General features: G+C 66.9%; 19 protein-coding genes. 12 read left to right on the top strand and 7 right to left on the bottom strand.

Going from position 1 to position 19436, the window contains the following annotated elements:
* Positions 1-92: 92 nt before the first annotated feature.
* The 4 genes from ACV22W_RS20465 (at position 93) to hslU (ending at position 4206) form a co-directional block, all read left to right on the top strand.
* Entirely contained in the window at positions 93-1166 is a 1074-nt protein-coding gene (locus ACV22W_RS20465; protein ID WP_448021331.1) for a CobW family GTP-binding protein, read from the top strand.
* Positions 1167-1661: 495 nt separating this feature from the next.
* Positions 1662-2078, top strand: a complete 417-nt coding sequence (dksA, locus tag ACV22W_RS20460; protein ID WP_006477498.1) for an RNA polymerase-binding protein DksA — start codon at positions 1662-1664, stop codon at positions 2076-2078.
* Positions 2079-2315: 237 nt separating this feature from the next.
* The gene (hslV, locus tag ACV22W_RS20455) at positions 2316-2852 is read left to right on the top strand and encodes an ATP-dependent protease subunit HslV (protein WP_006760749.1); all 537 of its coding nucleotides are present in this window, start codon (positions 2316-2318) and stop codon (positions 2850-2852) included.
* Between the two features lie 10 nt (positions 2853-2862).
* Entirely contained in the window at positions 2863-4206 is a 1344-nt protein-coding gene (gene hslU / locus ACV22W_RS20450) for an ATP-dependent protease ATPase subunit HslU (RefSeq protein WP_448021329.1), read from the top strand.
* Positions 4207-4289: 83 nt separating this feature from the next.
* Here the strand turns inward: hslU and ACV22W_RS20445 are convergent, their stop codons facing one another.
* The 3 genes from ACV22W_RS20445 to ACV22W_RS20435 form a co-directional block, all read right to left on the bottom strand.
* Positions 4290-4832: a response regulator transcription factor gene (locus ACV22W_RS20445; RefSeq protein ID WP_044847841.1), complete on the bottom strand. Its 543-nt coding sequence runs from the start codon at positions 4830-4832 to the stop codon at positions 4290-4292.
* 13 nt (positions 4833-4845) lie between these two features.
* Positions 4846-6255 carry an ATP-binding protein gene (locus ACV22W_RS20440; protein WP_448021328.1) on the bottom strand — a complete coding sequence of 470 codons (1410 nt, stop codon included), beginning with the start codon at positions 6253-6255 and terminating at the stop codon, positions 4846-4848.
* A gap of 111 nt (positions 6256-6366) precedes the next feature.
* Positions 6367-6591 (bottom strand): cysteine-rich CWC family protein, encoded by a 225-nt coding sequence (locus tag ACV22W_RS20435; RefSeq protein WP_448021326.1) that lies wholly within the window; start codon positions 6589-6591, stop codon positions 6367-6369.
* Positions 6592-6886: 295 nt separating this feature from the next.
* Here ACV22W_RS20435 and argB point away from each other — a divergent pair, with 295 nt between their 5' ends.
* From argB to ACV22W_RS20400, 7 genes are all read left to right on the top strand, one after another.
* On the top strand, positions 6887-7786 hold the full coding sequence (argB, locus tag ACV22W_RS20430; protein WP_006490510.1) for an acetylglutamate kinase: 900 nt from the start codon (positions 6887-6889) through the stop codon (positions 7784-7786).
* Positions 7783-8574, top strand: a complete 792-nt coding sequence (locus tag ACV22W_RS20425; RefSeq protein WP_448021324.1) for a pyrimidine 5'-nucleotidase — start codon at positions 7783-7785, stop codon at positions 8572-8574. Before argB ends, ACV22W_RS20425 begins: the two co-directional genes overlap by 4 nt.
* The gene (slmA, locus tag ACV22W_RS20420; RefSeq protein ID WP_059819946.1) at positions 8541-9203 is read left to right on the top strand and encodes a nucleoid occlusion factor SlmA; all 663 of its coding nucleotides are present in this window, start codon (positions 8541-8543) and stop codon (positions 9201-9203) included. The genes ACV22W_RS20425 and slmA overlap by 34 nt, the downstream gene beginning before the upstream one ends.
* Before the next feature lie 254 nt (positions 9204-9457).
* The gene (gene metX, locus ACV22W_RS20415; RefSeq protein ID WP_059468622.1) at positions 9458-10603 is read left to right on the top strand and encodes a homoserine O-succinyltransferase MetX; all 1146 of its coding nucleotides are present in this window, start codon (positions 9458-9460) and stop codon (positions 10601-10603) included.
* The gene (gene metW, locus ACV22W_RS20410; protein ID WP_044847830.1) at positions 10600-11208 is read left to right on the top strand and encodes a methionine biosynthesis protein MetW; all 609 of its coding nucleotides are present in this window, start codon (positions 10600-10602) and stop codon (positions 11206-11208) included. Before metX ends, metW begins: the two co-directional genes overlap by 4 nt.
* Positions 11209-11324: 116 nt before the next feature.
* Complete coding sequence (locus ACV22W_RS20405) at positions 11325-12746, top strand: AmpG family muropeptide MFS transporter (RefSeq protein WP_448021322.1); 1422 nt, start codon at positions 11325-11327, stop codon at positions 12744-12746.
* A complete protein-coding gene (locus tag ACV22W_RS20400; RefSeq protein WP_448021320.1) occupies positions 12736-13782 on the top strand; it encodes a M48 family metallopeptidase in 1047 nt (348 codons plus the stop codon). Before ACV22W_RS20405 ends, ACV22W_RS20400 begins: the two co-directional genes overlap by 11 nt.
* Positions 13783-13836: 54 nt before the next feature.
* Here ACV22W_RS20400 and ACV22W_RS20395 read toward each other — a convergent pair whose 3' ends face one another.
* Positions 13837-14781, bottom strand: a complete 945-nt coding sequence (locus ACV22W_RS20395) for an AraC family transcriptional regulator N-terminal domain-containing protein (protein ID WP_448021318.1) — start codon at positions 14779-14781, stop codon at positions 13837-13839.
* A gap of 227 nt (positions 14782-15008) precedes the next feature.
* Between ACV22W_RS20395 and ACV22W_RS20390 the strand changes: the two genes are divergently transcribed.
* A complete protein-coding gene (locus tag ACV22W_RS20390; RefSeq protein ID WP_448021316.1) occupies positions 15009-16061 on the top strand; it encodes an NAD(P)-dependent alcohol dehydrogenase in 1053 nt (350 codons plus the stop codon).
* Between the two features lie 108 nt (positions 16062-16169).
* Here ACV22W_RS20390 and ACV22W_RS20385 read toward each other — a convergent pair whose 3' ends face one another.
* The 3 genes from ACV22W_RS20385 to gatB form a co-directional block, all read right to left on the bottom strand.
* The gene (locus ACV22W_RS20385) at positions 16170-16943 is read right to left on the bottom strand and encodes an exodeoxyribonuclease III (protein ID WP_059534945.1); all 774 of its coding nucleotides are present in this window, start codon (positions 16941-16943) and stop codon (positions 16170-16172) included.
* Positions 16944-16997: 54 nt separating this feature from the next.
* Entirely contained in the window at positions 16998-17837 is an 840-nt protein-coding gene (locus tag ACV22W_RS20380) for a PPK2 family polyphosphate kinase (RefSeq protein ID WP_448021314.1), read from the bottom strand.
* A 126-nt stretch (positions 17838-17963) separates the two neighbouring features.
* Positions 17964-19436, bottom strand: coding sequence for an Asp-tRNA(Asn)/Glu-tRNA(Gln) amidotransferase subunit GatB (gatB, locus tag ACV22W_RS20375; protein WP_059534941.1), 1473 nt, complete (start codon positions 19434-19436; stop codon positions 17964-17966).

Raw genomic sequence — 19436 nt, 5'->3', positions numbered from 1 at the left:
CAATGGATGGTTGTGCGCCCCGGCTCGCGAGTCGACGGCGCGACGCACACATCCTGGTTTTGACCCCGATTCACGAACCACAGGCGACCGACATGGCCACTCCCGTCACCATCCTCACCGGCTTCCTCGGCAGCGGCAAGACGACGCTGCTCAAGCGCATCCTGAACGAACAGCACGGCATGAAGATCGCCGTGATCGAGAACGAGTTCGGCGAAGAGAACATCGACAACGAGATCCTCGTCCAGGACACGAACGAGCAGATCATCCAGATGAGCAACGGCTGCATCTGCTGCACGATCCGCGGCGACCTCGCGCGCGCGCTCGGCGATCTGGCCGCGAAGAAGCGCGAAGGCAAGCTCGACTTCGATCGCATCGTGATCGAGACGACCGGCCTCGCGAACCCGGGCCCCGTCGCGCAGACCTTCTTCATCGACAGCGAGATCGCCGACGATTTCCTGCTCGACGCGGTCATCACGCTGGTCGACGCGAAGCATGCGAACGCGCAGCTCGACGAACACGAAGTGGTGCAGCGCCAGGTCGGCTTCGCCGATCGCCTGTTCATCACGAAGTCGGACCTGGTCGACGACCAGGCCGTCGCGGCGCTCAAGCACCGCCTGATGCACATGAACCCGAAGGCGACGATCAAGATCGTGAACTTTGGCGAAGCCGACATCAAGGAAATCTTCGACCTGCGTGGCTTCAACCTGAACGCGAAGCTCGAGATCGACCCGGACTTCCTCGCCGAGGACGACCACGCGCATCATCACCACGATCACGACCATGATCACGATCACGCGCATTGCGACCACGATCACGGTCAATGCGCGCACGATCACGACCACGGCCATCACCACCACGCGCACCACGACGACAAGATCAAGTCGTTCGTGTACCGCAACGACCGCCCGTTCGACCCGAACAAGCTGGAAGACTTCCTCGGCGGCATCCTGCAGATCTACGGCGAACGGATGCTGCGTTACAAGGGCGTGCTGTACATGAAGGGCGTCGACCGCAAGGTCGTGTTCCAGGGCGTGCACCAGATGATGGGCAGCGACCTCGCCGCGAAGTGGCTGCCGGTCGAGAAGAAGACCAACAAGATGGTGTTCATCGGCGTCGACCTGCCGCAGGACCTGATCACCGACGGCCTCGACGCCTGCCTCGCCTGAGGCTTCGGGCCGGCGTCGCCGCACCTTCCATGCGGCCGCCTTCCGGGGCGGCCGCGGCGCTTGCGCGGTGCCTTTTCCGGGCAGGGTTTCGCCGTCATCGCTTTTTCGCGATTTGCGCGTTATATTTTCTAGATATTGGCGCAGCCGACGGGGATCGACCCGATACGGCGCCCGCTTGCGATTCAGTTACAATACGTGCCCGCTGGAGTACGGCAACAAACAGGCCCGGTTCTTGCTGAACCAGTTTTCCGGGCATCGCAACCGCGCCGGATCGCCAATCCGCCTCCCGGCCGCGGCCGATGCAATGTGCCGCGCAGCACACCGGTTCGCAGCGCGCGCAACTCCGCGCCAGGCCTATCCTGGTATTTGAGAACCGGTTTTCCAGAGGCTTTCGGCCCCGCGGCGGCAAATCGCAAATGATTGCAGCGCAGTTGCGGGTAATCCCAAAGTGCAGGCAATATCTCTTGATTTGCCGCACATTGAAGAAGCAAGCAGATGACGAAGAAACTCTTGACCGAAGCCGAAATCCTGAAGATGAGCGACAAGGATTACATGAATGAGGATCAGCTCGCCTTCTTCAAAAATCGGCTCGAACAGTTGCAGGCGGACATCCTCAAGAACGCAGGCCAGACGACCGAGAACCTGCGCGAGACGGTGATCGTGCCCGATCCCGCCGACCGCGCGACGATCGAGGAAGAGCACGCGCTCGAGCTGCGCACGCGCGATCGCGAACGCAAGCTCCTCAAGAAGGTTCAGCAGTCGCTCGCCCGCATCGATTCCGGCGATTACGGCTGGTGCGAGGAAACCGGCGAACCGATCGGCATCCCGCGCCTGCTCGCGCGCCCGACGGCCACGCTGTCGCTCGAGGCGCAAGAGCGCCGCGAGCTCCGCCAGAAGCTGTTCGGCGACTGATCGAGCGGCGTTCCGCTCCGACACGCTGCTTCCCGAAAGCGCGCGGCCTGCCGCGCGCTTTTTGTTTTTCCGGCACCGGTTCCCGGCCCGGCGGCCGATTTGCCTCCCCCTCTTGATATCCCGGCGCCCGCCCTAAAATGAAACGGACGCGCGCCGGGCCGCTCCCCGGCGCACTGCGATTCAAGCGGCGGCGCCCCGCGCCGCCCGACTCTTCCCCGTTTTTCTCAAGGAACGCAGATGGAGCAATTTCACGGCACGACCATCGTTTCGGTCCGGCGCGGCGACAAGGTCGCGCTCGGCGGCGACGGCCAGGTAACCCTCGGCAACATCGTCATGAAGGGTGGCGCGCGGAAAGTGCGGCGGATCTACAACAACCAGGTACTGGTCGGATTCGCGGGCGGCACCGCCGATGCGTTCTCGCTGCTCGATCGCTTCGAGGCGAAGCTCGAGAAGCACCAGGGCAACCTGACCCGCGCGGCCGTCGAGCTCGCGAAGGACTGGCGTACCGACCGGATGCTGCGCCGCCTCGAGGCGATGCTGATCACGGCCGATGCGACCACCACGCTCGTGATCACCGGCAACGGCGACGTGCTCGACCCGGAAGGCGGCATCTGCGCGATCGGCTCGGGCGGCGCCTATGCGCAGGCCGCGGCCCGCGCGCTCGCGGAGAACACCGAGCTGTCCCCGCGCGAGATCGTCGAGAAATCGCTCGAGATCGCCGGCGACATGTGCATCTACACGAACCACAACCGCATCATCGAAACGATCGAGTAAGGACCGCACCATGAGCACCATGACCCCTGCCGAGATCGTCTCGGAACTCGACAAGCACATCATCGGCCAGGACAAGGCGAAGAAGGCGGTGGCCGTCGCGCTGCGCAATCGTTGGCGCCGCCAGCAGGTCGCCGACCCGCTGCGCCAGGAAATCACGCCGAAGAACATTTTGATGATCGGGCCGACGGGCGTCGGCAAGACCGAAATCGCGCGCCGTCTCGCGAAGCTCGCCGACGCGCCGTTCATCAAGATCGAGGCAACCAAGTTCACCGAAGTCGGCTACGTCGGCCGCGACGTCGACAGCATCGTGCGCGACCTGATCGAGATCTCGGTCAAGCAGACGCGTGAATCCGAGATGCGCAAGGTGCGCAGCAAGGCGACCGACCAGGCGGAAGACCGCATCCTCGACATCCTGCTGCCGCAACCGCGCGCGGTCGGCTTCGGCGGCAACGCGGATCACGCGAACGACGACAACAACGCGACGCGCCAGACCTTCCGCAAGCGCCTGCGCGAAGGCCAGCTCGACGACAAGGAAGTCGAGCTCGACCTCGAGCAGCCGTCGGCCGGCATGGACATCATGGCGCCGCCGGGGATGGAAGAGATGACCGAGCAGATCCGCTCGATGTTCTCGAACCTCGGCAGCGGCAAGAAGCAGCGCCGCAAGGTGAAGATCAAGGAAGCGCTGAAGCTGCTGACGGACGAGGAAGCGGCGAAGATGCTCAACGACGAGGAAGTGAAGACGAAGGCCGTGCAGAACGTCGAGCAGAACGGCATCGTGTTCCTCGACGAGATCGACAAGATCACGTCGCGCAACAACGAAGGCAGCGGCGGCGAAGTATCGCGCCAGGGCGTGCAGCGCGACCTGCTGCCGCTCGTCGAGGGCACGACGGTCAACACGAAGTACGGGATGGTGAAGACCGATCACATCCTGTTCATCGCGAGCGGCGCGTTCCATCTCGCGAAGCCGAGCGACCTGATTCCCGAACTGCAGGGCCGCTTTCCGATCCGCGTCGAGCTCGACTCGCTGTCGGTGGAGGATTTCGAGGCGATCCTCGTCGCGACCGACGCGAGCCTCGTCAAGCAGTACCAGGCGCTGCTCGCCACCGAAGACGTGCAGCTCGAGTTCGCCGAAGACGGCATCCGCCGCCTCGCCGAGATCGCGTACGCGGTCAACGAGAAGACCGAGAACATCGGTGCGCGCCGGCTGTACACGGTGATCGAGAAGCTGCTCGAGGAAGTGTCGTTCTCGGCCGGCAACCACGCCGGCGAGCGCGTGACGATCGACGCGAAGTACGTCGATCGCGCGCTCGGCGAGGTGTCGCAGGACGAAGACCTGTCGCGCTACGTGCTGTAACGCGCGCGGCGTCGAATGCGAAACGGGCGGCCCGGCGGGCCGCCCGATTTCGTTGGTGCGCTCCGCCGATGCCGCCGCGCCCCTTACTGCCGCACCGGCTTCTTCGCGAGCTTGCGCTGCAGCGTGCGGCGGTGCATGTTCAGCGCGCGCGCGGTCGCCGAGATGTTGTTGTTGTTCTCCGCCAGCACGCGCTGGATGTGCTCCCATTCGAGCCGGTCGACCGACAGCACGACCGGATTCTCGAGCGCCTCGTCGGCCTGCACTTCGCTCGCGTTGGTCTGCAGCGCGGCCAGGATCGACTCGATGTTCGCGGGCTTCGCCAGATAGTTGTCGGCGCCTTCCTTCACCGCCTGCACGGCGGTCGCGATGCTCGCGTAGCCGGTCAGTACGAGAATCCGCGCGTCGGGCTGCAGGTCGCACAGCGGCGCGATCAGGCTCAGGCCCGAATCGTCGCCGAGATGCAGGTCGACGGTGATGAACTGGAACTTGCCGCCGGCCGCGAGCCGCAGGGCCGCCTCCTTGTCGTGCGCCTGCTGAACCGCGTAGCCGCGGCGCTCGAGGCCGCGCGCGAGCGTGCCCGCGAACACCTCGTTGTCGTCGATCACCAGGAAATTGTTCTCGCTCATGTGGTTTCTCCGTCTACGTGTTGGTTGAGGCGGCCGGCACCGCGATACGCGCCACCGGCAGGCGCAGCACCGCGCGCGTGCCGCGGCCGGCGGTGCCGGCGGGCCGGCCGTCCGGCGTGGCTGCCGCTCGTTCTGTCGCGCGCTGGCCCGACGCAGCTGCCGCGTGCCCGTTCGCGCCGCCGCCGGCGGCGCGCCCGTTGCCGCCCGCCGCGCGCGGCGTGACATCGGACAGCTCGATCTCGCCGCCGAGACGCACGGCCGCGCTGAACGCGAGGTACAGGCCGACCCCGTGCCCGCCCTGCGTGCTGTCGACCGGCATCGAGCCGAGCGATTCGCGCAACGCGGCCGGAATGCCGGGGCCGTCGTCGCATACCTCGAATTCGATCTGGTCCGCAGCCCGCTCGTGGTGCGCGAGCTTCGCGGCCAGCGTCACGCGGTGCGGGCTCGCCCGCGCGGCGTTGTCGAGCAGGATCGTCAGGATCTGGCCGGCCGCGACGGTGTCGTCGAGCCCGACGCCCGACGGGCGCGCGCCGAGCAGTTCGAAGTGCACGTGCGGATGCCGCAGGCGCCAGTGCTCGACGAACGTGTCGAGCCAGTCGTCCACCGGCTGGCGGCTCGCCTGCGCGCTCGCCCGGCTGCGCAGGCGCGCGAGCGCCGACGTGCAGAGCGTCATCTGTTCTTCCAGCACCTTCAGGTCGGCCTCGTAGCGTGCGAGCCCCGGATCGGCGCGCGCCGCGTCGCGCAGCTCCTCCGCGAGCATCGCGATCGTCGACAGCGGCGTCCCCATCTCGTGCGCAACGGTGGCGGCCTGCACGCCGAGCGCGACCGCCCGCTCGTCGCGCAGCAGGTGCGCCTGCGCTTCGCCGAGCGCCGCATCGCGTTGGCGCAACGCGTTCGACATGCGCGCGACGAACCATGCGATCAGGCCGACGCTGACCATGAAGTTCGCCCACATCCCCGTGCGGTAGTAGTCGAACAGGTTCGCCGGGTTGTCCATGTTGAGCGGCACCGAATCGAAACCGAGCGCCGCGTAGCACGCGACCGCGAACGCCGCGAGCCAGATCATCAGGTGCCACGGCAGCACGGCCGCCGCGATCGCGAGCGACGGCAGGTACAGCGACACGAACGGGTTGGTCGTGCCGCCCGACAGGAACAGCAGCGCCGACAACGCGCCGAGGTCGACCCACAGCTGGCCGAGCAGTTCGAAATTCGTCTCGGGCCGCGCGCGCAGCACGCGCACCCAGGTCAGCGCGTTGAATACGATTTCGAGCGCGATGACCATCAGCATCGCCGGCAACGGCAGATGCACGCCGAAATAGGTCTGCACGACGCCGATCGTCACGAGCTGGCCGATGATCGCGAGATTGCGCAGCCAGAACAGGTGACTGAGGTTGACGCGCCCGGTGGTGGTAATTCGTTGCATCCGCGCAGTTTACCCGTTTAGCGCCCGGCACCTCCACCGGGGGCCGGATCAGTGAGGACGGACGGCGCACCGGGCGAGCCGGCGTCGAGTCGGATTGCACGGGCTGCGCCGTCAGCCGGCCGCGCGTGCCATGCGCTGGGCGATCTCGTCGGCGAGGCACTCCGGGCAACGGCAACGCGTACCGGCCGCCGGCGGCACGCCGCCGGACAGGGTCGGCATCGACGCGCACCAGCAGTCGAACGGCTGCGTGCGGGCGCCGCAGTCGAAGCCGCGCCCGCAGCGCGGGCAGCGCGCGCGGCGCGGAGTCGAACGGGCGTCGGCGGCGGTATCGGTCATGGCGGAAACGCTGAAGCGGGCATGAACGTCACCCTACGCGACAAGCATAGCGCGGCGGGCGGATTTTGCACGTCGGCCGGTCGGCCGATGCGGGCCGCCAACGCGGGTCGAGTCGCGCTGTCCGCCCTGCCGCCGCAGCGGCCCGCGCGGGGTCCGGCACCAAGGCCGGCGGGCCGCGGCGCGTGGCGACCGCCCGCGCGATCGGCCGTCCGGCCAGCCCAAAAACCCGATGCTGCGCTGCGCCACTCCTGTACAATTCGCCCTGTTTCAACCGTTCCCAGCCAGAGCTGCCGCCATGTCCGAGCCCATCGACCTCTCGCAGATCGCCCCCACGCTGAAGGCAGAAATCCTCGCCGAGGCGCTGCCATACATCCGCCGCTACCACGGCAAGACCGTGGTGATCAAATACGGCGGCAACGCGATGACGGAAGAGCGGCTCAAGCAAGGCTTCGCGCGCGACGTGATCCTGCTGAAACTGGTCGGCATCAATCCGGTGATCGTCCACGGCGGCGGTCCGCAGATCGATCACGCACTGAAGAAGATCGGCAAGGCCGGCACCTTCATCCAGGGCATGCGCGTGACCGACGAAGAGACGATGGAAGTCGTCGAATGGGTGCTGGGCGGCGAAGTCCAGCAGGACATCGTGATGCTGATCAATCACTTCGGCGGCCATGCGGTGGGCCTGACGGGCAAGGACGGCGGCCTGATCCACGCACGCAAGCTGCTGATGCCGGACCGCGACAACCCGGGCCAGTACATCGACATCGGCCAGGTCGGCGAAGTCGAGGCGATCAACCCGGCGGTCGTGAAGGCGCTGCAGGACGACGCGTTCATCCCGGTGATCTCGCCGATCGGTTTCGGCGAGGACGGCCTGTCGTACAACATCAACGCGGACCTCGTCGCGGGCAAGCTCGCGACGGTGCTGAACGCCGAGAAGCTGCTGATGATGACCAACATCCCGGGCGTGATGGACAAGGACGGCAACCTGCTGACCGACCTGTCGGCGCGCGAGATCGACGCGCTGTTCGAGGACGGCACGATCTCGGGCGGCATGCTGCCGAAGATCTCGTCGGCGCTCGACGCCGCGAAGAGCGGCGTGAAGTCGGTGCACATCGTCGACGGCCGCATCGAGCACTCGGTGCTGCTCGAAATCCTGACCGAGCAGCCGTTCGGCACGATGATCCGCTCGCATTGAGCGCGCGCCGCAAAACCACCGGCCCCGACCTGCCGGCGTCGCTGCGACGCCGGCGCATCTCCCGCAGCCGGCCGCGCGCCGGCGCGCCCGTCTGGCTGTTCGATCTCGACAACACGCTCCATCACGCATCGCACGCGATCTTTCCGGAGATCAACCGCGCGATGACGCAGTACATCATCGACACGCTCCACGTCGGGCGTGCCGAAGCCGACCGGCTGCGCACCGGCTACACGCAGCGCTACGGCGCCGCGCTCCTTGGCCTCGCGCGCCATCACCCGATCGATCCGCACGACTTCCTGCGCGTCGTCCACACGTTTTCCGACCTGCCCGCGATGCTGCGCGCCGAACGCGGCCTCGCGCGCATCGTCGCCGCGCTGCCGGGCCGCAAGTTCGTGCTGACCAATGCGCCCGAGAACTACGCGCGCGCGGTGCTGCGCGAGTTGCGCATCGAGCGGCTGTTCGAGCGCGTGGTGGCGATCGAGCACATGCGCGACCGTCGCACATGGCGCGCGAAACCCGACCACACGATGCTGCGCCGGATTTTGCGCGCCGCGCACGCGCGGTTCGAAGACGCGATCCTCGTCGAAGATACCCGCAGCCACCTGAAGCGCTACAAGCGCCTCGGCATCGGCACGGTGTGGATCACCGGGCACCTGCCGGGCCATCTGCCGAACATCGGCCGCCCCCAATATGTCGACCAGCGCATTCGTTCGTTAAAATCGCTCCGACTGGGCACACGATCGGGGCGACAGAAATGCAGCCGACTTACCCGCAGGACCAAGCCGTAACGGAAGACCAGGCCACACCGTCCCGCGCGCGCCCGAAACCGGGCGAGCGCCGCGTGATGATCCTGCAGACGCTCGCCGCGATGCTCGAGGCGCCGAAGCCCGAAAAAATCACGACGGCTGCGCTCGCGGCCCGCCTCGACGTGTCGGAAGCCGCGCTGTACCGGCATTTCACGAGCAAGGCGAAGATGTACGAAGGCCTGATCGAGTTCATCGAGCAGGCGCTGTTCGGGCTCGTCAACCAGATCGTCGCGAAGGAGCCGAACGGCGTGCAGCAGGCGCGCACGATCGCGCTGACGATGCTCAATTTCGCCGCGAAGAATCCGGGCATGACGCGCGTGCTGACGGGCGAGGCGCTGGTCGGCGAGGACGAGCGGCTCACCGAGCGCGTGAACCAGCTGCTCGACCGGATCGAGGCGACCGTCAAGCAGTGCCTGCGGGTCGCGCGTACCGAGGCGCAGGCGCCCGATGGCGCCGCGCCGTTCGTGCTGCCGGCCGATTACGATCCCGCCGCACGTGCGAGCCTGCTCGTCAGCTACGTGATCGGCAAGTGGCACCGGTTCGCGAAAGGCGGGTTCCAGAGGCCGCCCGGCGAGCAGGCCGATGCGCATTTGCGGCTGATCCTGCAGTAGCCGGCGCCACCGGCCCGCGAAATCCGCGCTCCGCGGAATTCCGCTATACTCCTCCGACCTGCCGCCTCCTTGGCGGCAGGTCGGAAGCGCGCCGATTTGCTGACTCGATTGCGGGCGCGCGAACCGACCAGGGCCTTGATGCGTCTTCGTCCCGGCGGTTCACTATAAATGCGGCTAAAGAGGTCGTCAGCCGCGCACCTTCGCCTCCGCGCATCGCCGACACCGTTTAGCCGCCCAGTCATAAGGCGGAACGAATGGAATCGATCGGCATCGTCGCTCCACAGACCATGCACTTCGCCGAACCGCTGCGCTTGCAAAGCGGCAGCGTGATCGGCAACTATCAGCTCGTCGTCGAGACGTACGGCGAGCTCAACGCCGCGCGCTCGAACGCGGTGCTCGTCTGCCACGCGCTCAACGCGTCGCACCACGTCGCCGGCATCTACGCGGACGATCCGCGCAGCACCGGCTGGTGGGACAACATGGTCGGCCCGGGCAAGCCGCTCGACACCAACCGCTTCTTCGTGATCGGCGTGAACAACCTCGGCTCGTGCTTCGGCTCGACCGGCCCGATGAGCATCGATCCGTCGTCCGGCAAGCCGTATGGCGCGCGCTTTCCGGTCGTCACCGTCGAGGACTGGGTGCATGCGCAGGCGCGCGTCGCCGACGCGTTCGGCATCGAGCGCTTCGCCGCCGTGATGGGCGGCAGCCTCGGCGGGATGCAGGCGCTCGCATGGAGCCTGATGTATCCGGAGCGCGTCGCGCACTGTATCGACATTGCGTCGACGCCGAAGCTGTCCGCGCAGAACATCGCGTTCAACGAGGTCGCGCGCTCGGCGATCCTGTCCGACCCCGACTTCCACGGCGGCGACTACTACGCGCACGGCGTGAAGCCGAAGCGGGGCCTGCGCGTCGCGCGGATGATCGGCCACATCACGTATCTTTCCGACGACGACATGGCCGAGAAATTCGGCCGCGCGCTGCGCCGCGCGGACGGCGCGCTCGACGCGTACAACTTCAGCTTCGACGTCGAGTTCGAGGTCGAGTCGTACCTGCGCTACCAGGGCGACAAGTTTGCCGATTACTTCGACGCGAACACCTACCTGCTGATCACGCGCGCGCTCGACTACTTCGACCCGGCGAAGGCGTTCGACGGCAACCTGACGGCCGCGCTCGCGCACACGCAGGCGAAGTACCTGATCGCGAGCTTCTCGACCGACTGGCGCTTCGCGCCCGCGCGGTCGCGCGAGATCGTGAAGGCGCTGCTCGACAACAAGCGCACGGTCAGCTACGCGGAGATCGACGCGCCGCACGGCCACGACGCGTTCCTGCTCGACGACGCGCGCTATCACAACCTGCTCCGCGCGTATTACGAACGAATCGCCAACGAGGTGGGTGCATGAACCAGCAAGCGCTGAACTCCCTGTCCGCACGCGCGGACTTCCGTGCGATCGCCCGCTGGGTCGAACCGCGCGCGACCGTGCTCGATCTCGGCTGCGGCGACGGGTCGCTGCTGTCGCTGCTGTCCGAGGAACTGGACGTGTCCGGCTACGGGATCGAGCTGAACGACGCCGGCGTGCTCGCGAGCGCGAAGAACGGGATCAACGTGATCCAGCAGAACCTCGAGGACGGCCTGCGCCTGTTCGAGGATCACAGCTTCGATTTCGCGATCCTGTCGCAAACGCTGCAGACGATCCACCAGACGGCCGCGATCCTGCGCGAAACCGCGCGTGTCGGACGCGAATGCATCGTGTCGTTCCCGAACTTCGGCTACTGGGCGCACCGGCTGTCGGTGCTGCGCGGCCGGATGCCGGTGTCGAAGTCGCTGCCTTACCAGTGGCACAACACGCCGAACGTCCGGGTGCTGACGATCAAGGATTTCGAGGCGCTCGCGCCCGAAGTCGGCGTCACGATCCTCGACCGCATCGTCCTGCACGAAGGCCAGCCGATTCGATGGGGAGCGAACTGGCGTGGTAGTCTTGCTGTCTACCGCGTCAAGCGCAGCTGAGCCGGGGAGCCGTTGACGGACGATCCGGCCCGCACCCGCGTGCGGCCGCCCCTCCTGCGCCGCCCGCGCCGCCTGCGCTGCCGCCGCAATCAGTCAACGCTACCCAGTTTCCGTCCATGTCCAAAACGCCACACGAGGCGCCCGCACTCACCGCTCACGAGGATCATCCCGGCTGGCGCGCCTATCTGAACACGCACATGCTGATCTGCGTGTTCCTCGGCTTCACGTCGGGGCTGCCGCTGTTCACGCTCGTCTACCTCGTGCAGGCATGGCTGCGCTCCGAAGGCGTGAACCTGAAGGAAATCGGCCTGTTCGCGCTGATACAGTTCCCGTATACGTGGAAGTTCCTGTGGGCGCCGCTGATGGACCGCTTCATCCCGCGCCTGCCCGGCTGGCGGCCCGGCCGCCGGCGCGGCTGGATGCTGCTCACGCAGGTGCTGGTCGCCGGCGCGATCGCCGCGCTCGGCTTCGTGTCGCCGCGCGACTCGATCTGGACGGTCGCCGCGCTCACGACGCTCGTCGCGTTCTTCGGAGCAAGCTCCGACATCGTGATCGACGCGTATCGCCGCGAACTGCTGCGCGACACCGAGCAGGGCCTCGGCAACGCGGTGCACGTGAACGCGTACAAGCTCGCCGCGCTGATCCCCGGCTCGCTGGCGCTGATCCTGTCCGACCACATGCCGTGGGACGTCGTGTTCGCGATCACCGGCGCGTTCATGCTGCCGGGCATCCTGATGACGCTGCTCGTGCGCGAGCCCGAGGTGGTCGGCGCGCCGCCGCGCAACCTGCGCGACGCGATCGTGCTGCCGTTCCGCGAATTCATCCAGCGCGACGGCTGGAGCGGCGCGCTGCTCGTCATCGCATTCATCTTCCTGTTCAAGATCGGCGACACGATGGCGACCACGCTGTCGACGTCGTTCTTCCTCGACATCGGCTTCTCGCGCACCGAAATCGGCGTCGTCGCGAAAACCACCGCGCTCGTCGCGAGCGTCGCCGGCGGCATCATCGGCGGCATCTGGCTCGTGAAGATCGGCATCGGCCGCGGGCTGTGGATCTTCGGCGCGCTGCAGATGGTATCGACGCTCGGCTTCGCGTGGCTCGCGCAGGTCGGCCCCGGCTCGCCGGTGCTTGCGGTCATTTACGACTTCACGGTCGCGGCAAGTCACGCGCTCGCGTCGTTCCTGTCGATCTTCGGCTTCGAGGTCACGCCGCATCTGAGCCCGATGACGGTCGCGCTCGCGCTCGTCTACGCCGCCGAAACGTTCACCACCGGCCTGACGATGGCCGCGTTCGTCGCGTATATCGCGAGCACGACCGACCCGCGCTACACGGCCACGCAGTTCGCGCTGTTCACGAGCCTCGCGTCCGTCCCGCGCACGCTCGCATCGGCCGCGAGCGGCTTCATCGTCGCGAAGATCGGCTGGTTCGACTACTTCATCGTGTGCACCGCGCTCGCGATCCCCGGCATGCTGCTGCTGTTCAAGATCGCGCCGTGGAACGGCACCGCGCGCAACGGCGAGGCCAGCCGTGCGCAATGATCGACTGCATCGCGCGGCACGCGTCGCCGCCACGCTGAGCGTCGGCATCGCGATGCTCGGCGCGGCGGGAAGCGTGCAGGCGGCCGACACGAGCGCGGCCGCGGCCGGCTCCGCGCCCGCCACCGCGCCGGCTGCACCGTCCACGCCCGCCGCTCCCGTTGCGCAGTCCGCCGCCGAAGCCGCGCAGCCGACCGGCGCCGCCGTGCCCGCGAAGGCCTATGCGCCGACGTCGCAGCAGGTACGCTACGGCAACGCGATCGCGTTCCGCACGCTGATCCCGTCGCCGCTGCTCGAACAACTCACCGCGAGCGAATACGCGCAGATCGTGCAGGCGGCCGCCGACAGCGATCGCCTGCTGCCCGCGAACCAGCCGCGCGTGAAGCGACTGCGTGCGATCGTCATGAAGCTCGCGCCGTATTCGGTGAAGTGGAACGATCGCGTGAAGACCTGGGCATGGGACGTCAACGCGATCCGCTCGCGCGACATCCGCGTCACGTGTCTGCCGGGCGGCAAGGTGCTCGTGTACGGCGGGCTGCTTGATCGCATCCGCCTGAACGACGACGAGTTCGGCGTGCTGCTCGCGCACGGCATCGCGCATGCGCTGCGCGAACACGCACGCAGCAATTTCAGCACGACGTCGCAAACGTCGCTGCGCACGGCCTCGCTGCCGCCGCTGTTCGGCGTCGGCGATCCGCTGCCGCAGGCGCTGAACCTCGGCGCGCGTCTGCAGACGCTGCGCTACGACCCGACCGACGAAACCGAAGCCGATGTGATCGGCGGCGACATTGCCGCCCGCGCGGGCTTCGATCCGCGCGCGGCGATCACGCTGTGGGACAAGCTCGCGGCGGCGACGCGCGCGAACAGGACGTCGGGCTTCATCTACATGCATCCATACAGCGCCACGCGGCGGCAGGATCTGCTGAACCGCCTGCCTGACCTGATGCCGCTGTATGCGAAGGCAGTCGGCAAACGGGTCGACACGCTCCCCGATTACGCGGGCATCAGCGCGCAGCGGCGCAAGATCGTGCGGCGCTGAGCGCCGCATCCGGCGGCTTCCCTGGCGCGCATCGCCGGTACATGAGGCCGGGCGCTACGCGCCGACCTCCGACTCGACGGGCCGGCTGCCGCTTTCGCGCATCCAGCGCACGTCGTCTCCGGGGCTGCGGCCGAACAGCCGCTTGAACTCGCGGCTGAACTGCGACGCGCTCGCATAGCCGACCCGCGCCGCGGCCGCACCGGCCCCGAGGCCGTCCTGCACCATCATCAACCGCGCCTGGTGCAGGCGCGCGGCCTTCACGTACTGCATCGGCGACGTCGCCGTCACGTGCTTGAACTGCGCGTGGAACACCGCGAGGCTCATCCCGGCCTCGCGCGCGAGCGTCTCGACGTCGAGATCGGCCTTCAGGTCCGCATGAATGCGCCGCAGCGCCTTCGCGATGCGGCCGAAATGATGTTGCTGGACGAGCGCCGCGCGAATCGCGTCGCCCTGCGCGCCGGTCAGCACGCGGTACGCGATCTCGCGCATGATCGCCGGCCCGAGCACGCACGTGTCGTGCGGCGACGCGAGCGCTTCGAGCAACCGCACCACCGCGTCGGCGAGCGGCGCATCGAGCGGCGTCGAATAGACACCGTGCGGCTCGCTGACCGCCGCACCGAGCGTCTCGTCGAGCAGGATCGCGAGCTCGGCGATCACCGCGAGATCGACGCGGATCGAGATCGCGAGAAACGGCTCGTCCATGCTCGCGAAAGTCTCGCATTCGAACGGCAGCGGCACCGACAACACGAGATACTGCTGCGCGTCGTAGACGAACGAGCGATCGCCGAGGTAGCCCAGCTTGCGGCCCTGGCACACGACGATGATGCTCGGCTCGTACAGCACCGGCATGCGCGGCACGGGGCGGCTCACGCGGATGAAGCGCACGCCGTCGAGCGCCGCCAGCGTATCGCCCTCGTTCGGCGCGAGGCGCGCATGCAGCTCGATCATGCGGCGCCGCACACGGTCGCCCGCGTCGTCGAAAAGGGGCTGGAAGCTCATCGGCGTCGTCCTGTCCGGCAAGAGAATCAGGCTCGCAATGTAGCACCTCGAAAGCATTTTGACGGCCGTTCGCGTGTAACTCGAGAGGAATAGGCAAATCTTCGAGACCTTCGTGTATTTCACCGATGCGTCTCGCTCCTTACGATGGGCACCTGTCTCGCCGCGTCGCCACATGATGCGGCGGCAGTCTGATTCGCCGGATGTTTTCCCGGACAAGGAGCCCCTGCATGAGCACAACCTACGCTTACGCGGCGACCGACGCGCGCTCGCCGCTCGCCCCGTTCGAATTCCAGCGCCGCGCGCTGCGCGACCTCGACGTCCAGATCGAGGTGCTCTACTGCGGCGTCTGCCACTCGGACCTGCACCAGGCCCGCAACGAATGGCGCAACACGATCTACCCGGTCGTGCCGGGCCATGAAATCGTCGGCCGCGTGACCGCGACCGGCCCGCAGGTGTCGCGCTTCAAGGTCGGCGAGCTGGTCGGGGTCGGCTGTCTCGTCGATTCGTGCCGCACCTGCCCGAGCTGCGCGGAAGGCCTCGAGCAGTATTGCGAGAACGGCTTCGTCGGCACGTACAACGGCCAGGACCGCGTGACCGGCGACGTCACGTACGGCGGCTATTCGACGCAGCTCGTCGTCGACGAGGCATTCGTGCTGCGCGTGCCCGAGACGCTCGACCCGGCCGGCGCCGCGCCGCTGCTGTGCGCGGGGATCACGACCTATTCGCCGCTGCGCCAGTGGAACGTCGGCCCCGGCAAGAAGGTCGGGATCGTCGGCCTCGGCGGGCTTGGCCACATGGGCGTGAAACTCGCGCGCGCGATGGGCGCGCACGTCGTGCTGTTCACGACGTCGCCGTCGAAGGTCGAGGACGGCAAGCGCGTCGGCGCGCATGAAGTGGTGATCTCGAAGGACGACGCGCAGATGAATGCGCACCTGAACAGCTTCGACTTCATCCTGAACACGGTCGCCGCGCAGCACGACCTGAACCCGTTCCTGCACCTGCTGAAGCGCGACGGCACGATGACGCTCGTCGGCGCGCCGGAGCATGACCATCCGTCGCCGCAAGTGTTCAACCTGATCCTCAAGCGCCGCCGCCTCGCGGGTTCGCTGATCGGCGGGATCGCGGAGACCCAGGAAATGCTCGACTTCTGCGCGGAGCACGGCATCACGTCGGATATCGAAACGATTCCGATGCAGCAGATCAATGCCGCTTACGAGCGGATGCTGAAGAGCGACGTGAAGTATCGGTTCGTGATCGACATGGCGTCGATCAAGCAGTAAGCGACGCGCCAGAAGAAACGGGCCGCATGTTCGACATGCGGCCCGTTTTCGCATCCGGCGACCGGACGGCTCGACGGCGACGCGCGCGGCGCCGCGCCCCGCCGACGCTCACTTCTTGTAGTCGTAATCCACCGTCAGCGGCGCGTGATCGCTGAACTTGATGTCCTTGAAGATCGACGTGCGCTTCGCGGTGCCGGCCACGCCCGGCGTCGCGATCTGGTAATCGATCCGCCACCCGACGTTCTTCGCGTACGCCTGGCCGCGGTTGCTCCACCACGTGTACTGCTCGGGGCGCGGGTCGAGCGTGCGGAACACGTCGACGTAGCCGACATCGTCGAACAGCTGCGTGAGCCACGCCCGCTCTTCCGGCAGGCAGCCCGAGTTCTTCTGGTTGCTCTTCCAGTTCTTGATGTCGATTTCCTTGTGCACGATGTTCACGTCGCCGCACAGGATCACCTCGCGCTTCTTCTTCAGCTCGGCGAGGTGCGGCATGAACTCGTCCATGAAGCGGTACTTCGCCTGCTGCCGCTCTTCGCCGCTCGAGCCGGACGGCACGTACACCGACACGACCGACAGCTTGCCGTAGCGCGCCTCGACGTAGCGCCCCTCGGCGTCGAATTCGCTGCTGCCGAAGCCGATGATCACGTCATCGGGCTCGTGGCGGCTGTACACGCCCGCGCCGCTGTAGCCCTTCTTCTCGGCGTGGTGGAAGTAGCTCCTGAAGCCGTGAGGCTCGACGAATTCGGCCGGCAGGTCGTCGGCCGATACCTTGATTTCCTGCACGCATACGCAATCGGCGTTCTGTTCGCCGAGCCATTCGAAGAAGCCCTTCTTCGCGGCGGAGCGGATGCCGTTCAGGTTGGCGGTAATCACTCGCATCATGTCGGGTTCCGTTGTTCAGTTCAGTTCAGTTCGGTGTTCTTGCAGAATCGCAGCCTAGCGGATCTTCACGCCCTCGAGTTCCGGCTTCGGCGGCGGGAATTCGAGCTTCATGTCGGTCATCGTGCGCAGCAGCAGCTCGGCGATCATCACGTTGCGATGCGTCTTCGAGTTCGCCGGGATCACGTACCACGGCGCATGCTCGGCCGACGTCGCGGCGAGCGCGTCGCGGTACGCGGACTGGTATGCGTCCCAGTGCTTGCGCGCGTCGAGATCGGCGATGTCGAACTTCCAGTGCTTGGTCGGATCGTCGATGCGCGCCTGCAGCCGCTCGCGCTGCTCGTCCTTCGAGATGTGCAGGAAGCACTTGATGATCGTCGTGCCGCTCTCGAACAGCATCGTCTCGAAATCGCGAATCTGCCGGTAGCGGCGCTCGCATTCCTTGCTGTCGATCGCGTCGAGCACGCGCGGCACGAGCACGTCTTCGTAGTGGCTGCGGTTGAAGATCGCGAGTTCGCCCGCGGCCGGCGCCTGCAGATGCACGCGCCACAGGAAGTCGTGCACGGCCTCGATCGGCGTCGGCGCCTTGAACGACACGACGCGCAGGCCGAGCGGGTCGACCTCGCGGAACACCGCGCGCACGGTGCCGTCCTTGCCGCTGGTATCCATCCCCTGCAGCACGAGCAGCACACGCTTCTTCTGCTGCGTGTGCAGGCGCTCCTGCTGTACGTCGAGCTCGGTCGACACGGCCGACAGCCGTTCTCGGTCGGTATCCTTCGACCCAGACGAGAACGGCTTCGCGGCCGGATCGAACGCATCGAGCGTGAATGCGGCGGCTTCCTTCTCGCGCGTGCTGTACGGCACGCGGAAATCGTCGAGCGACGGTTGTTTCGCCATTCGTTCCTCCGTTGGACGGTGCGACGCACACGCGCACACGATAACGCATGCACCAAAACGACGGGCCGCCCCGAACAGGTTCGGCGGCGGCCCGTCGTCAGGCGCGGGTCAGGCGCGCGGCCATGCTCAGCCGAGCTTCTTCTTCAGCAACTCGTTGACCTGCTGCGGATTGGCCTTGCCCTTGGTCGCCTTCATCGCCTGGCCGATCAGCGCGTTGAACGCCTTTTCCTTGCCCGCGCGGAACTCCTCGACCGACTTCGCGTTCGCCGCCAGCACCTCGTCGATGATCGCTTCCAGTGCGCCGGTGTCGGAGATCTGCTTCAGGCCCTTCGCGTCGATGATGCGGTCGGCCGCGCCTTCGTCGGTCGCCTTCTCGTCCCAGATCGTCGCGAAGATTTCCTTCGCGATCTTGTTCGAGATCGTGCCGTCGGCGATGCGCTGCAGCACCAGCGCGAGCTGCGCGGCCGAGACCGGAATCGCGTCGATCTCGATGCCGTCGCGGTTCAGCTGCGACGACACGTCGCCCATCAGCCAGTTCGCGGCGATCTTCGCGTTCGCCGCGCCGGCCTTCGCGACCACGGCCTCGAAGTACGCGGCCATCGCCTTGCTCGACGTCAGCACGCCCGCGTCGTACGCGGACACGCCGTACTGCTCGACGAAGCGCTGCTGCATCGCGGCCGGCAGTTCCGGCATCCCGGCCTGCACGCGCTCGACCCAGTCGCGGCCGATCACGAGCGGCATCAGGTCGGGGTCGGGGAAGTAGCGGTAGTCGTGCGCGTCTTCCTTGCTGCGCATCGAACGCGTCTCACGCTTGTCCGGATCGTAGAGGCGCGTCTCCTGCACGACCTCGCCGCCGTCCTCGATCAGCTCGATCTGGCGACGCACTTCGTAGTTGATCGCTTCCTCGAGGAACCGGAACGAGTTCAGATTCTTGATCTCGGCGCGCGTGCCGAATTTCTCCTGGCCGACCGGCCGCACCGAGACGTTCGCGTCGCAGCGGAACGAGCCTTCCTGCATGTTGCCGTCGCAGATGCCGAGCCACACGACGAGCGCGTGCAGCGCCTTCGCATAGGCCACGGCCTCGGCCGCGCTGCGCATTTCCGGCTCGGTGACGATCTCGAGCAGCGGCGTGCCCGCGCGGTTCAGGTCGATCCCCGTCATCCCGGCGAAGTCTTCATGCAGCGACTTGCCCGCATCTTCCTCGAGGTGCGCGCGGGTCAGGTTGACCGTCTTCTCGTACGCTTCCTTGCCGGCCTTTTCGTTGGCGGGCACCTGAATCGTGATCTGGCCGCCCTGCACTACCGGAATCTCGTACTGGCTGATCTGATAGCCCTTCGGCAGATCGGGGTAGAAATAATTCTTGCGCGCGAAGATGCTGCGCGGCGCGATGGTCGAGCCGATCGCGAGGCCGAAGCGGATCGCGCGTTCGACCGCGCCGCGGTTCAGCACCGGCAGCACGCCCGGCAGCGCCAGGTCGACCGGGCAGGCCTGCGTGTTCGGCTCGGCGCCGAACTGCGTCGACGCGCCGGAGAAAATCTTCGAGACGGTCGACAGTTGCGCGTGCGTCTCGAGACCGATGACGACTTCCCATTGAGTCAT

The organism is Burkholderia sp. AW49-1 (assembly GCF_053427845.1).
Note: the sequence above shows the minus strand (reverse complement) of the source record. Positions and strands in the feature narration are given on the sequence as shown.